Origin of the sequence: Tolypothrix sp. PCC 7601 (assembly GCF_025677855.1) — a bacterium.
Classification (GTDB): domain Bacteria; phylum Cyanobacteriota; class Cyanobacteriia; order Cyanobacteriales; family Nostocaceae; genus Aulosira; species Aulosira diplosiphon.
In genome coordinates, this window is record NZ_CP064879.1 from 5,317,025 (window position 1) to 5,331,231 (window position 14,207).

The 14,207-nt window shown below is 34.2% G+C and carries 14 protein-coding genes; all 14 read right to left on the reverse strand.

Annotation, left to right across the window (positions count from 1 at the left end):
- Nucleotides 1-32: 32 nt before the first annotated feature.
- Entirely contained in the window at nt 33-845 is an 813-nt protein-coding gene (locus HG267_RS21835; RefSeq protein ID WP_263419963.1) for a glycosyl transferase, read from the reverse strand.
- Nucleotides 846-1,017: 172 nt separating this feature from the next.
- Complete coding sequence (locus HG267_RS21840) at nt 1,018-2,007, reverse strand: acyltransferase family protein (RefSeq protein WP_045867969.1); 990 nt, start codon at nt 2,005-2,007, stop codon at nt 1,018-1,020.
- Between the two features lie 56 nt (nt 2,008-2,063).
- Entirely contained in the window at nt 2,064-3,014 is a 951-nt protein-coding gene (locus HG267_RS21845; RefSeq protein ID WP_045867970.1) for a glycosyltransferase, read from the reverse strand.
- A complete protein-coding gene (locus HG267_RS21850; RefSeq protein WP_045867971.1) occupies nt 3,011-3,568 on the reverse strand; it encodes an acyltransferase in 558 nt (185 codons plus the stop codon). The genes HG267_RS21845 and HG267_RS21850 overlap by 4 nt, the downstream gene beginning before the upstream one ends.
- Nucleotides 3,569-3,572: 4 nt before the next feature.
- Nucleotides 3,573-4,505 (reverse strand): glycosyltransferase family 8 protein, encoded by a 933-nt coding sequence (locus tag HG267_RS21855; protein ID WP_045867972.1) that lies wholly within the window; start codon nt 4,503-4,505, stop codon nt 3,573-3,575.
- 154 nt (nt 4,506-4,659) lie between these two features.
- On the reverse strand, nt 4,660-5,733 hold the full coding sequence (locus HG267_RS21860) for a glycosyltransferase (RefSeq protein ID WP_052335050.1): 1,074 nt from the start codon (nt 5,731-5,733) through the stop codon (nt 4,660-4,662).
- 67 nt (nt 5,734-5,800) lie between these two features.
- Nucleotides 5,801-7,036: an aminotransferase class I/II-fold pyridoxal phosphate-dependent enzyme gene (locus tag HG267_RS21865; RefSeq protein WP_045867973.1), complete on the reverse strand. Its 1,236-nt coding sequence runs from the start codon at nt 7,034-7,036 to the stop codon at nt 5,801-5,803.
- Between the two features lie 150 nt (nt 7,037-7,186).
- A complete protein-coding gene (locus tag HG267_RS21870; RefSeq protein ID WP_045867974.1) occupies nt 7,187-7,864 on the reverse strand; it encodes a TylF/MycF/NovP-related O-methyltransferase in 678 nt (225 codons plus the stop codon).
- A 144-nt stretch (nt 7,865-8,008) separates the two neighbouring features.
- Nucleotides 8,009-8,551 (reverse strand): class I SAM-dependent methyltransferase, encoded by a 543-nt coding sequence (locus tag HG267_RS21875; RefSeq protein ID WP_045867975.1) that lies wholly within the window; start codon nt 8,549-8,551, stop codon nt 8,009-8,011.
- Between the two features lie 6 nt (nt 8,552-8,557).
- Nucleotides 8,558-9,847 (reverse strand): ATP-grasp domain-containing protein, encoded by a 1,290-nt coding sequence (locus tag HG267_RS21880; protein WP_045867976.1) that lies wholly within the window; start codon nt 9,845-9,847, stop codon nt 8,558-8,560.
- A 130-nt stretch (nt 9,848-9,977) separates the two neighbouring features.
- Nucleotides 9,978-10,628: a class I SAM-dependent methyltransferase gene (locus HG267_RS21885; RefSeq protein WP_052335051.1), complete on the reverse strand. Its 651-nt coding sequence runs from the start codon at nt 10,626-10,628 to the stop codon at nt 9,978-9,980.
- Nucleotides 10,615-11,916: an ABC transporter ATP-binding protein gene (locus HG267_RS21890; protein WP_045868844.1), complete on the reverse strand. Its 1,302-nt coding sequence runs from the start codon at nt 11,914-11,916 to the stop codon at nt 10,615-10,617. Before HG267_RS21890 ends, HG267_RS21885 begins: the two co-directional genes overlap by 14 nt.
- A gap of 272 nt (nt 11,917-12,188) precedes the next feature.
- Complete coding sequence (locus HG267_RS21895) at nt 12,189-13,025, reverse strand: ABC transporter permease (protein WP_045867977.1); 837 nt, start codon at nt 13,023-13,025, stop codon at nt 12,189-12,191.
- Between the two features lie 2 nt (nt 13,026-13,027).
- Complete coding sequence (locus HG267_RS21900) at nt 13,028-13,987, reverse strand: GDP-mannose 4,6-dehydratase (RefSeq protein WP_045867978.1); 960 nt, start codon at nt 13,985-13,987, stop codon at nt 13,028-13,030.
- Between the last annotated feature and the right edge of the window lie 220 nt (nt 13,988-14,207).

Sequence of the window (14,207 nt, forward strand, 5' to 3'; positions counted from 1 at the left end):
AGTAAATTAATGCAAGGATTGATAAATCGCTATTAACTAAATAAATGTTGCCATCCATAGCGAAAATAGCAAGATTTAGAATTTGCTACATAGTGATGTAGCACTGCTTTTGGTTTGATGACTTCTTCCCTTTCTGGCATAACAATATAGTCTTCAGTAGAGGTAACCAAACGTGATTTACCTGCCATGAGCATAGCCACAATAGCCTGCTCTTGGTAGTAACTAGTGCCTTCTTGTTCAATCATTGTTTTGCACCAGTATTCCAATTGCTCCCAATCGATTTCTTCACTTTTTAAGCCACAAATACCAACATTTATGTGTTTAGGTATTTCTGCCTGTGCTAAAGAAGCCATGAGACTATGTGAATATCCATAAGAGGTTTCCACATCAACCATGTGGCAGGGTTGTTGAGGAGATTTAAGCCAATCCAACAGAATATTTGGAGTTCGGAAAAACAACATATCGGAATCAAGCACTAGCTTCCAACCTTTAGAACCAACATGAATGTCCGTAACTTTTCGCATATTAGGATAATTCAAGCGCCGTTCTCTAAGATAAGGAAACTTATTTTGCGGTAAATATTGATCTATGCGTTCTTCTATTTCTGGCTTGAGAATAATTTTTGCATTAGGAAAAATTCGCAGAATCTCGTCCTGATACTTTTTTTCTAAAGAACCATCATCATAAATAATCGGACGCAATGGGAACGTGGTATTTTGTGCCATTGAATAGGCGCAAAAACAGGTCTGATACCAAAACTTTTTGCCAGTTAAAAAATGAATTTCTAACTGATTAATAGCTAACTCATTATTAACTGATTTTAAGTGATAAGTTGCTTTTTCCATTTGCAACTTTGCATGGAATTCTAAAATTGTATTTGTGACACCTTTATGGATTAATCTTTCTAAGAAACCTCTAGGTTGATAGTACAGCTTATAAACTATCAATCCTAAACTTATTTTTTTATTTATAAACATTTTCAATTACGTTAATTAATATATCAATTAAGATAAAATACTATTTATGCTTAACTATAAGAAATGAAGGAAGTTCAACATATTTGAAGAATAATACTGATAATGCTAGACATAATATTAATACAGTAAAATCATAAATAATGTGCATTGGTAAATATTTTATCCATATACCTTGACGATATTGAAGCAATAAATAGCAACCTATAGGCACATGTAATAAATATAAGCTATATGATATTTTTCCAATTTTATTTATAAAATTTTGTTTTTGCAAAATTTCCTTATTATAATCTGAAAACCATATAGTTATAGCCGTAAAAATGGCAACGACTTGGACTTCTATTTGATTATTTACAATAATTGATATTAAACTAATTAGTAATAATAGTACTGCCTTGATATCTTCGCTTCTAGATATACCTTTTAAAGCTATGCCTAGAGAGAATAAACCCCATTGATTAAAGAAGAATAAAAAATTATGCTGTTCAGATATTCTTGGAACTAAACTTAATATAGTGAGCGAATACAGTAATAAGTAGTGGTATTTTGGTTTTAAAATAATAAAACCCATGATCAGATAAAAGAATAATTCATAACTCAAACTCCAATATACCCAGTTAATTGTTGGAACTGAGCTAACAGGACTAGTCGTTAGAGTCAAAGTAGCCAACCATGAATGAAAATTGTTAGGTATATATGCCACATCATTAGTGCCTGTCACAAGCTTACGAAATGCACAAACAGTAATAACTAACAGAATACTAAACAAATACGGTGGATAAATTCGGCACCATCTTCTTAAATAAAAATGTAAAATAGATGTTGAACGTTTAACTGTAAAGTATATACAATATCCACTTACAATAAAAAATATAGGTACTCCTAAATAGCCTAAACCTACAAAGTGAAAGTAAAGATTATCTTCTTGAGGTATAACTTGATTTAAATGAAACATAACTACCCAACAAGCAGCTATTCCTCGAAGAGTATCTAACCATTGATTTCTATTCTTTTCTTCTCGTTGGTTCATTTAATATTTTTAGTATTGTTTTAATAAATCTTATTTTAAATGTAATTTAAGTAATATTATTTATTAGATAGCATAGCTAAACCTTCAAAAGTTCCACATGCACCTTGCCAATTAATAAAAGCAGTAGGACTTTTCCAAGCTTGATAACTCAAAAAAGCCTTCATTTTTCTCGGTATAATAGTTAAAGGAAGAATTTTTTTCCAAGGACAGATATTATGTTCGTTTAAAACTTGAATCCATGAACGTGAAGAGGCATAGTTTAGACGAGCAAGATAATCTTTGGTGAGGCGATTAGCAGAAATTAAGTGGGTTAATTGTAATTCTGGGAAATAACCAACTCCCCAACCTGCATCTAATAGTGTGAGATTAATATCGCAATCTCCTCCTGATTGTAGATTTTGACCTGTTCGGTCTAAAGATAACTTAAAAGAGTCTTGTCCAAGACTATCCACGTAATCTTTAGCTGCTTGATATCTGAGTGCCATTCCAGCACCAATTGGTGCAAATACTGGGTGTTTTTTACTAGCAATAGATTCGTTTTTATAGGAATAGACTTGAACTTCTTCGCCTAAATCTCTGAGTGCTAAACAAACCCAAAAATCTTTTACCCAAGGTTCCGGTGGTACTTCAAATTCTGGTAATGATTTACCGCCAATCGCTCCTAATTGAGGATAATTTTGAAAAATATCAATTACGCTTTTTAGGTAATTAGGATAAAGAACATTATCATCATCTACAAATACCAAATAATTACCTAAGCTATTTTGAATACCTGCTAACCTTGCTCTTGTTAAGCCTAAGCATTCCTCTCTAATGATTCTTGTAGAAGTATGCCAAGAGAAATCAAAACTAGGAATGTATTTGGGATCTGTAGTCAAATTATCTATTACTATAAGTTCCCAGCTTTCTTGATCCAACGTCTGTTTTTTTAAAGCACAAAGCGTTCTTTGTAAACGCGTCTGGTTAGGATTATGGGTAGGGATAATTACAGAAATTAGAGGATTCATGGACGATATCTCACTACTTTTGCAGGAACACCAACTGCTACTGAGTAAGAAGGCAAATCTTTAGTCACAACTGCACCAGCACCAATAACGCAACCATCTCCAACCGTGACACCTCCCAATATAGTAACCCCAGCACCTAGCCATACATCTTCTCCAATACTTACAGGTAATAGAATGTCTGGTTGCGAGCGAATATGAATATTTTTATCAGGAATCGTATGATTAGAAGATAAAATTCGGCATTGCATAGAAATCAAAGTATTTTTACCAATTTTGACCCCACCATGCCCATAAATTACTGTGTATGGGCCAATAAAAACATTATTTTCCATAGCAATACTTCCTCCCCAAGCTTGTAAAATTACACCTTGTTCTAGCATCACCTTTGGGCCTAAGTAGATTTTGCCCATAGAACCTTGCACAAAGCCTAAACTAGCTGTGATATGCTTGCCTAGCAAACAGGAAGAATGTACTTCTACCCCAAGTGATTTAAGTCGAAAATATTCCCAAATATTTCTCAGTTTTTCCTGTTGATTAAAGAGGCGTTTTAACACAATCCTATATGCTAAACAATTTGGTTCTCAAGAATTGAAGGAAATTATGCAGTTTACTACCTAAGCCAAGATAAAATCTTATTTTTGAGATAAAACTTGGTTTACCAATCAAATGGCTGTTCTTCCAAGGAGTCTTTTTAAGATATTTAAAATACTCATGTTTAAAAGGATGGTTACAATTAAGATGCCAGGGTTTAGCACTACCACCTCCAACAAAATGAACAATTGCAGGATCAATCTTAGCTTCTAAATAATTAAATTTTTTATATTTATCCTGATATTTAGAATTAATTAAAGACTCATCATAAAGATAAGGTTGTGAATTCCAAGTCAAATCAACAGGAAGCCAAGAGTTATTCAAGAGAATATTTAATACATCTTGATCCCACCATTGTAATAGCTCAGGTTGCTGATAAATCAGAGCACAACCTCTGTGAAAAACTTTCATCTCGCGCCAGGCTTTAAGGTTAATTAGCATCAATCCAGCGTTAAAGTAGAGGGAGCCTTCTGGCAGATTGATTTTAGAGGGATAATCATCCATACCACTTGCAATAGCAGCAGCATGGCTAAAGCTTTGAATATCAAGAGACCAAAGTTGATCAATGGATTTACGAATAATTATATCTGAGTCAATAAACAAAATTTTATCAATGTTGTCAGGAATAACTTCAGGAATAAATAATCGAAAATAGGTGGCTAACGATATATGATGACTAACAGGAGCTTTTTCTAATTCACTTGTTTGAATTTCAATTATTGAATATTCTTGCTTAATTGTATAAAAAAAACGTTTTATCTTATTACTAATATGTTTTTTTAATCCGTTAGTAATAATGTATATATAAAATTTTTGGTTTGGGTTATTAATAAATAGAGATGACAGCATGACCGCACAGTGTTGTGCATAATTATTATCAATAGTGCAAACAATATTCATTATTTATAATATGCAAGTATATAATTTTTGTTTTATATAGTTAATTAAAAAACGACCTTATAATTCTCAATTATTCATAGTTAATCAAAGCAAAATTTCGCTTTAATAAGATATTAATGAAATCACTATAGTTTGGTCAAAAGATTAGTAAGATTCATGTAAATTTATGCAAAAAATATTTTTTTATAAGATTTTTTATTTTATGTTTGACTTTAAGGAATGTTAGCTCTGCCTTGAATTTTTCAACTTCTGCTTTTAACTCCTTGATTTCAGGTAAATGTGTGTTAATCTCAGAAATTATAGCTATCATTATTTCATCATTATATTTATATTTAGTGTCAATATTGAAGCTCTGATATAGAAACATCATGGAAATAACTTTATTATACCCACTATGATTTGCAGATGCTGTTATACCATTATCATGAAGACGATACACACTCATAACTTCATTTAAATATTTAATTTTCCCCCTTAATGACCATAATAATAACAAAGTTATATCACCACTTTGGCAATGATGAAACCATTCAGGAATCATGGAAACACCATAATTTCTAGCCATAATAGAAGCGGTTGGAATAAACCATCCTCGAAGTAAATCTTTAGTCTCAAATATAGTTTTATCAAGAGACTCATGCATTATCCATTCTCTGAAATTACCTGAGCGCATGAATTGAATTTTAGCATTATGAAAGCATAGTGAATAATCTTCATTTGCCTCTAAAAAATCTACCTGCTTTTGTAGCTTTAAGGAATCTATCCAGTAATCATCACCTTCGCAAAGAGCAATATATTTACCCCTACAATAATCTATTGCTCTAATTACATTAGGCATAAAGGGAGCATTTTTATTTGGCGTAAGTTGACCTTGATTTTTTTTTGCCAGCAGTACACGAATTAGATTTGGATATATTTTTTGGTAGTCAAGTAAGATATCTTGAGTACCATCTGTAGAGCAGTCATCGCTAACAATAAGCTCTATTTCAAAAGTAGTTTTTTGAGCAATAACACCTTCTAAAGCATCTTTTATGAATTGATGATGGTTGTAAGTAATCATGCATATACTGACTGCTGGTTCTAGCGGTAAATCATCTGAAATAATTTCTATTGTATTTTGAGCAATCAGCCATCTTAAATCTTGCAAAGACGATGATTTTGGGATTTTATCGTACTTGTTATCTTGAAGCGATTTAACTTCATTCAAGAATGGAGTATTATTTTTCATTCATCTGTTAAATATGTTCAATATTGATAGTTTTTTAAAGATAATGCGATTTTTTAAATAATTTTGTTTAATATATCTGAGCAGATACTTTAGATTTATTTGCTTCTAACCGTTCTTGAATTTGAATTCCATTTGTTATTGAAAATCTGATAATTTCACAAATTGAGTGTATATGATTTTCTGTTATATTAGTTCCTGTAGGTAATATCATAACTCGTTGAGATAGTTTCTCCGTTTCAGGAAGCAGAAGGCCTGCATGTGGGAAATAGGAGCGATAAGGTTCCATACGGTGGCAGCCTGGATAGAAATAGCGACGGGCAATCACATTTTCGGCATGAAGAATTTTGAGCAGCTGGTTGCGGCTAATTTTCGTTTCTTCTTCATTGATTTCTAAAACAATGTATTGGTAGTTGCAACACTCAGATTGGTTAAAGGTGAATAGGCTGATTCCAGGAATATCCGTTAGCTCTGCTTGATAATGCTTGTAGTTCCGGTAGTTGATTGCAGTAAATTCCTCAATACTTTCTAGAGAAGTTAAACCCATCGCCGCCGAAACTTCATTCATTTTGCCGTTAATGCCAATGTAAGTAACATTGTCATATCCAGCAAAACCAAAGTTTTTCATTAAACGAATTTTATTCGCTAACTCATCATTATTTGTAACTACTGCGCCACCTTCAAAGGTATTAAAAAACTTAGTTGCATGAAAACTGAAAACTTCTGCATCTCCAAAATTACCTATCATGCGTCCCTTATAAGAACAACTAAATGCATGGGATGCATCAAACATTAATTTGAGATGATGTTTCAGGGCAATTTCTTCCAAAGCTTCTACATTACAAGGTTGTCCCCACAGATGCACTCCAATAATGCCTGTGGTTCGAGGTGTAATCATGGCTTCTACTCGCCAAGGATTAATTGTATGCGTTTGAGGATCAATGTCACAAAAAACAGGTGTAATTTCTTGCCATTGCAGTGCATGAGCCGTGGCAACAAAGGTAAAAGAGGGAACAATCACCTCACCTTTGAATTCAGCTGCTCTGATTGCAATTTCGAGAGCTACTGTTCCATTACACATAGCAATGCAATGTTTGACTCCTAATAAATCTGCAATACGTTGTTCTAACTCTTGTACAAAAGGCCCGTTATTGGAGAACCAACGTCTGTCAAGCATATCGTTAATGCGTTCGAGGAGACGTGTGCGATCGCCAACGTTCGGGCGACCAACATACAACTTCTCTTGAAAAAGTGGCTGACTTCCAAAAATACCTAGTTTGTCTAAACTTTTATTTGAGAAATTCATAATTTAAATATCTTTAAATTTCTGTGTAATAACTGTATATGGAATCTGGATAATTGTTGTAGATATTACCAACATAACGATACAAGTTTTTTAATGCCACTGAGAATCATAAATTAGTTAGGTGTGGCACCTTAATTTCTCCAAAAATGTCTACTTTTCATACGCAATAAAAGCTCTACCAAAGCCATTAAAATTAGAGTATTCAGAAAGCCCTATTCGCTCATGACCGTTTAACCACTCTTGGATTGCCTTTTGTTGACCATAAAGAGGAGATCCTCGGTAGCACCAGTAGTCATCAAATAAAATCCAAGTCCCAGTGACAACCAGATCATCAATAAAATTTAATACATCCAATGTAGAAGAGTAGAGATCGCAATCAATATAAATAACGTGAGGAATTCCCTTCTCACGCAGAATAGCTTTTTCTAGTTTCGGAAGCACTTCTGAAAAAAAACCTTTAACTAAGGTTAATTCTTCTTCTTGCATTCTTGAGCAACTGATGATGTTATTTTTAACATAGTCTATAGGCATAGATTTAAAATTACCCTTATAAAAATAAGGAGTATATTCTTGAGCTTCTTGGTCAGATTCTTTGAGATCTGGAAGTCCCTCGAATGAATCAAATCCTAAATAATGTGAGACAACACCTCGGAACTGTCGATAAGCATCGATCATAGCCTCACCATTAAGTACGCCAAACTCCATATAGTAGCCATCAGACATGTTAGCTGCTTCTATAAATTCCCTGATAAATTTGAAGAGATTAGCTCTTTTAAGCAGGTCGCCATTTAATGCTGGAAGTATGGATGGTTTTTTAACTTTTATCATTTTTTCCTATGTATAAGCCTTTTATTAAGTTTAGATAATTGCTCTTTATCCTAATACATTTTGCTTTAAATTAAAAAGTTAGTAATCCAGATTAACTTATATAGATGTAGGTAGGCATTTTTTGAAAATTTCTACTTAGCTATTTTAATTTTTTTGTGCAATGATTGTATATTGAATCGGCATAAGTGCTCTATCTAAGGTTTCTATGCTATTCAATTCCACTATTGCAAATTTATTTAACAAAGCTCTTAGACCATGTTCAGTAAATCGCCAACAGTCTGGTAATGGACCATGAATTCTAAAATTGAATGGAGTGCTGAGGAAAAGCAAACCACCAGGCTTCAATATTCTCCACATCTCATTTACAGCACTAAAAGGCTGTAGGGTATGTTCTAATACCTCTGTACATACTATGTAATCGTAAGTTTCATTAGGTATAGAACTATTAAACCCGCAAATATCACCAATATAAGTACATCCAGATTTAGGATTTATGTCAAAAGTATCTATAATAATCGAATTTTGAAAGAAAGGTTCTGCACCTTCATGAATTTGAGGTGCAATGTCTAGTAATCTTCCTGGATGCTTGGCATAATTAGCTGAAGCATATTTCATAAACTCAACAACATTATGACGAATTACTTTTAAATGTTCTATATCTGTTTGGCTAATAACAACATTTGGCATTTATAGCTAATTCCTTTCATCTAGTAACATTTCTAACATACTACAATCAAAAGTCAAAATACCAAGGCGTTTGCTAACATCTTTGCGCTCACTGAAGCTGTCATCAATTAAGATTGATTTATCGTCGCAAATATAATCTGCTTTACTTGATCTACTATCAATATGAATTATTTGATCAAATATACTGAATATTCTATATTTACTGAGTGTCTCTTTCACATCACCTTTATGCTTAGTGATCAAAATTATATTAATATCTCGATTGAGGCACTGATATAAAAACTTGATTAGCTCTAAATTCAATTTTCCATTCAAAATTAGAGTGTCATCTAAATCAACATAGACCTTGTTATACTCGATATGATGTTTGTAACGGTTTATCAAAGCTCTGTCAATACTTACGTCAATTTGATTTATAAGTATTTCAATTGGTATTCTTTCCTGTTCATAAATGCTTAAAAGAGGAAAGTTAATTCCCTTAACTCTATGAACAGCCATAGTACCAGCAATTCTAGGTGCAATTTCAAGTAACTTATAAATACCATATTGATCCTTTTTGAGTTGAAAAAACCATGCTCCATGAAAACATAATTTTTCTGCTATCAGGCAGGCATACTTTTGAAATATCTCAGATTGGTTATGAACAGTTTTACTGTTCATAGATATGCCACTTCTAATTCTGGATCTCTCTCTACCACTACAAAATAATAGACCTCTATCTCTATCTGAGAAACAGTCTATTGTATATTCATCTCCAGGTAGATATTCCATGAAGATTAGATTTTGTTGTTGATTATTATGTAAATACTGGTATAAATATTCTTGATTATCAATAAGTTGAGTACCTTGAGAGCCTTGACCTTTATCGGGTTTCAGAAATACAGGATAGGTGCTTATTTGTTCAATATCTATATATAATTTGGGAACAGGAATTATATCTGCCAGTAAACGATATGTTGCTGATTTTGAACGGGTAATTAAGCAAGTTTCCTGCGGAGATGATACAATTTTTGCTTTAAGAGACTTTATATTTTCGGCTAAAGCCACAATTACATCATCATGAGCAGGAAAGATATAGTCTATCCCTTCATGAATAATGATTTCATTTAAGCTGTTTAACCAATCTGTCTCAGAAACCGACGGAATGATGAAGTGATTTTTGAACACAAGAGAGGCATGATTTGAAATTCTACTTCCAGCTGAATATATTTGGATATCCTTACAATGCAAAAGTGATTTTTGAATTTCCAATCCAATCTCTGTACCACCTGGAAATACTAATACTTTATATACCAATTTTTATTGCCTCCAATATGTTGCTATTAAAGTAGCAAGATTGTTTTAGTACATTTAGGCTTTTGTAGTATTTAAATGTAATGATAAATAACCTGATGCATTTTATTTTTAGAGAATTTGTGATTGATTTTTATTTTTTAGCTTCGCAAATCAGCATTGAGTCTGTACGAGTTTCTCTATTGTTCAATTCTGATATTTCACTGATACCCCATTGCACATTTCTTAATTCCTTAAAACCCACCTCGTATAATCTACGTTCTAGCTCTTCTTGATCATATAACCATTGATGTCCCCACGATCGAAATGCTACATTTATCATCTCCGCACGTGTTTGAATAAACTTATATTCTTTCCAGCTTAACCAATCTTGATTACGCCAGTTTTCAGAATTATATTTTTGAACTACATAATCAAGAGATGGCATTGCAATACGTAAAACACCACTTGGATTTAGTAATCGATAACATTCAGATAAAAAATTCAAGCCTTGTCCAATGTCTAGATGTTCCAAAAAGTGTTCATTATAAATTAATGAACAAGATTCATCTTTTAAAAAGGAAAATTTTTGAGATGCGTCCCAAATGATATCGGTAACATTAGGAACAAATGCTAAATCTATATTTACCCATCCTTGAAATTTAATATTTCCACAACCCACATTTAGTTGATAGGGATGCTGAAAATTTTTAATGGCATTATCAGCATTCTTAATAGCTATATGATGTTGTTTTTCCGTTGAAAAAGATTTTACTAAATTATATGCTTTTTTAATTACTTTCATTTGCTTGATTACATGATAATTTAATAGTTGAATTCTGGCTTTTAAAATCTATTTCCCATATAAAATTAGGGCGAACTGCGCCCATCCATTTACCATACCAGCTACCTGGTCTTTCAATGTCAGCAATTTCAAACATCAATATATTATCGTGATTAAAAACAACGATAGATGTATCTTTAACAATTAAAATCCTAACTCTATAAGTTCCATCATTTAAAAAATCACCAGGAATATGGCATATTCCTTTTATTAATCCCTGTGGAGAAACTTTTGATTCTGATACAGTATTAAAAATACAGATATCTTGAAGATCATAAATAACTAAACTTAAATTTAAATTTGCATCGGGTATGAAATTCCAATATTCAAACTCTAGCCGAATAGGAGTAGAAACATTCATTTCATCAGATGGATTTCCCGGCTCTGGACACACAGATACACGATGTAATCTGACATTATTGTTACCTGGCGCTTCCTTCTCTTTATCCCATACTTGTTCTGTTACTGCCGAAGCAGATTTAGCCAAATAATTAGATATTACAAAACTCGATAAGCCATCTTCTAAAACTTTGCCATTATTCATCCATATAGAACGATTGCATAGACTTTGCAAAGCCGTCATATTGTGACTGACAAATAATACTGTTCGGCCTTCTTTGCTAACATCATCCATTTTACCTAAACATTTCTTCTGAAACTGTGCATCTCCGACAGCTAATACTTCATCTACAATCAAAATCTCTGGTTCTAAGTGCGCCGCCACCGCAAACGCCAACCGCACATACATTCCGGAAGAATAACGTTTGACTGGTGTATCTAAAAATTTTTCAATCTCAGCAAACGTCACAATTTCATCAAACTTACGCTGAATTTCTGCTTTACTCATACCCAGAATTGCGCCATTAAGATAAATATTCTCTCGTCCTGTCAACTCTGGATGAAACCCTGTCCCCACTTCTAACAAACTTGCAACTCTTCCTTTAATGTTGATGCGTCCGGCTGTAGGTTCTGTAATCCTGCTTAAAATCTTTAATAATGTTGATTTACCCGCTCCATTACGCCCAATAATGCCAACTCTTTCACCCTGTTTAATTTCAAATGAAACATCCTTTAAAGCCCAAAATTCTTCTTGATTATTTTGGGCTTTATATTTGCTTTTAAACGGATTAAGTAAAGCTTTAGTTTTATAGGTAATCACATCCCGAATAGCAGTATAACGTTCCTGCTGCTGATGACCAATAATATATTTTTTACTAACTTTTTCAACTTTAATAATAGTTTCAGACATTGGCTTTTGATTGTTCCCTAGTTTTAAAGCCATTCGCAATTATTTTTATACTGCGGATGTTTCTGCTCAAAATCACGCTTCTGTTGCATGAATCGCTTAATAGTTAATATAAGTGAAGTAAGTTAGCAGGGAAATATATAACTATGTTGGATTTTTTCGTGCCTACTTACATCAGTGTTTTAAATGTAAATGAATCAACGCATAGCTATATTTCTTAGCCCAACTTTTTCAAGTTTGTAATTGGTTACAATAAATGCCTATTAGAGAAAATTTTATATCACATCTGCGAAGTTCTTTTCCGTCTTACGGAAATACCAAATGCCACTTATGAATAGTAATATTACTAACCCCAAAGATAAAATAAACCCAGGTAGATATAACTTTGCTTCACCACCTAAAATTGCCCAACGGAAACCATCAATCACACCTACCATTGGGTTTAAGGAATAAACAAACCGCCACTGTTCTGGGACAATACTACTGCTGAATCCGACGGGCGAGATATATAAGCCAAATTGCATAATAAACGGCACAATATAACGAAAGTCGCGATACTTCACATTTAAAGAAGCCAGCCATAATCCGACACCCATTGAAGCAGCAAAGGCAATACAAATAAATAATGGCAGTGTGAGAATTCGCCAGGTAGGAACAAAGTTATACCAAGCCATTAATCCCAACAAAATCATCCCAGAAATTAGAAAGTCTACAAAGCTGACTGCGATCGCACTTACAGGTACGATTAATCGAGGAAAATAGACTTTGGAAATTAGATTGCCATTACTAACTACGCTATTACTGCACTCTGAGAGAGCGTTGGAGAAGAATTGCCAAGGTAACATGGCGGAAAACACTAGGATTGGATAAGGCGCACCTTGAGAAGGTAACTTTGCTAACTGTCCAAACACGACTGTAAACACCACCATTGTGAGAAACGGACGAATGAGTGCCCAAGCAATCCCAATCGCCGTTTGTTTGTATCTCACTAAAATGTCTCGCCATGCTAAGAAGTAAAATAACTCCCGATAGCGCCATAAGTCTTTCCAATATTGCTGTTCTGTGCGTCCAGCTTCAATTACTAAACTGGGTTGATGAATGTTGTCTTTCATTGTCATGACTTAGCTAACCTTGCTTCCACCATCATCTGCACTACATCTTTCATCTTGTATTTCGCTTGCCATCCCAGGTTGTTTGCAGCCTTGGCTGGATTACCTCTACCCACTGCTAAATCTGTAGGTCGCAGGAGGCTATTATCTATAACAGTATGTTCTTGCCAATCTAAGTTGACTGATGCAAAGGCTGCGGCAACAAAATCCTCTAGTGAAGTACTTTCTCCGGTAGCAATTACATAATCATCAGGCTGTTGTTGTTGCAACATTAAATACATTGCTTCCACATATTCTGGTGCCCAACCCCAGTCACGTTGAATCTGCATATTTCCCAAATAAAGTTGCTCAGTACCACCTTGAGCAATGCGACAAGCAGTAGCCACAATTTTTTGAGTTACAAATCTTTCTGGTCGAAGGGGAGATTCATGATTAAACAAAATTCCCGAACAGGCGAATAAACCATAAGCTTCTCGGTAGTTAGCAACTTCCCAAAATGCAGTGGCTTTAGCTACAGCATAAGGACTTCTGGGACGGAATGGAGTAGTTTCATCTGCTGCCATTTCGCCAGTATCACCAAAACACTCGCTAGAACCGGCATTGTAGAGCTTGATCCGTTTACCTAAAAAGCGAACAGCTTCTAACAAGTTGAGCGTACCTGTGGCTATACTTTCTAAGGTTTCTACTGGTTGTCCAAAAGATAGACCAACTGAACTTTGCCCTGCTAAGTTGTAGATTTCATCTGGTTGGATTTTTGTCAGTACCTGTAAGACGCTGCGAAAGTCAGTTAAAGCCATTGACTCTAGCTTTACTTGCTCTCGAATTCCTAAGTGAAGTAAATTTTGAAAAGATGAAATTTGAGCATCACGGGAAGTACCGCAGACTGAGTAGCCTTGATTGAGAAGTAACTGCGCTAGATAGGCTCCGTCTTGTCCAGATATTCCACAAATAAGCGCTTTTTTCATTAATTTGTCTCACCTCATCAAAATTGATCGGCGGTTCCACATTTACAGCACAAAGGGCACAGCAATACTCATACGTGTCAACTTAAGCTAAAAGCTATATACGGCAAGTGTTGTACAAATACCTCGCGCCCTCATCCCCTAACCCCTTCTCCCGCAGGAGAAGGGGAACTCAATCTCTTGCTCCCCTCTCCTGGTGGGAGAGGGGCTGGGGGTGAGGGCG

Excerpts from the sequence above, each read along its gene's own strand:
- HG267_RS21835 (WP_263419963.1), bottom strand. The coding sequence starts at position 845 with ATGGAAAAAGCAACTTATCACTTAAAATCAGTTAATAATGAGTTAGCT.
- HG267_RS21840 (WP_045867969.1), bottom strand. The coding sequence starts at position 2,007 with ATGAACCAACGAGAAGAAAAGAATAGAAATCAATGGTTAGATACTCTT.
- HG267_RS21845 (WP_045867970.1), bottom strand. The coding sequence starts at position 3,014 with ATGAATCCTCTAATTTCTGTAATTATCCCTACCCATAATCCTAACCAG.
- HG267_RS21855 (WP_045867972.1), bottom strand. The coding sequence starts at position 4,505 with ATGAATATTGTTTGCACTATTGATAATAATTATGCACAACACTGTGCG.
- HG267_RS21860 (WP_052335050.1), bottom strand. The coding sequence starts at position 5,733 with ATGAAAAATAATACTCCATTCTTGAATGAAGTTAAATCGCTTCAAGAT.
- HG267_RS21865 (WP_045867973.1), bottom strand. The coding sequence starts at position 7,036 with ATGAATTTCTCAAATAAAAGTTTAGACAAACTAGGTATTTTTGGAAGT.
- HG267_RS21870 (WP_045867974.1), bottom strand. The coding sequence starts at position 7,864 with ATGATAAAAGTTAAAAAACCATCCATACTTCCAGCATTAAATGGCGAC.
- HG267_RS21875 (WP_045867975.1), bottom strand. The coding sequence starts at position 8,551 with ATGCCAAATGTTGTTATTAGCCAAACAGATATAGAACATTTAAAAGTA.
- HG267_RS21885 (WP_052335051.1), bottom strand. The coding sequence starts at position 10,628 with ATGAAAGTAATTAAAAAAGCATATAATTTAGTAAAATCTTTTTCAACG.
- HG267_RS21890 (WP_045868844.1), bottom strand. The coding sequence starts at position 11,916 with ATGTCTGAAACTATTATTAAAGTTGAAAAAGTTAGTAAAAAATATATT.
- HG267_RS21895 (WP_045867977.1), bottom strand. The coding sequence starts at position 13,025 with ATGAAAGACAACATTCATCAACCCAGTTTAGTAATTGAAGCTGGACGC.
- HG267_RS21900 (WP_045867978.1), bottom strand. The coding sequence starts at position 13,987 with ATGAAAAAAGCGCTTATTTGTGGAATATCTGGACAAGACGGAGCCTAT.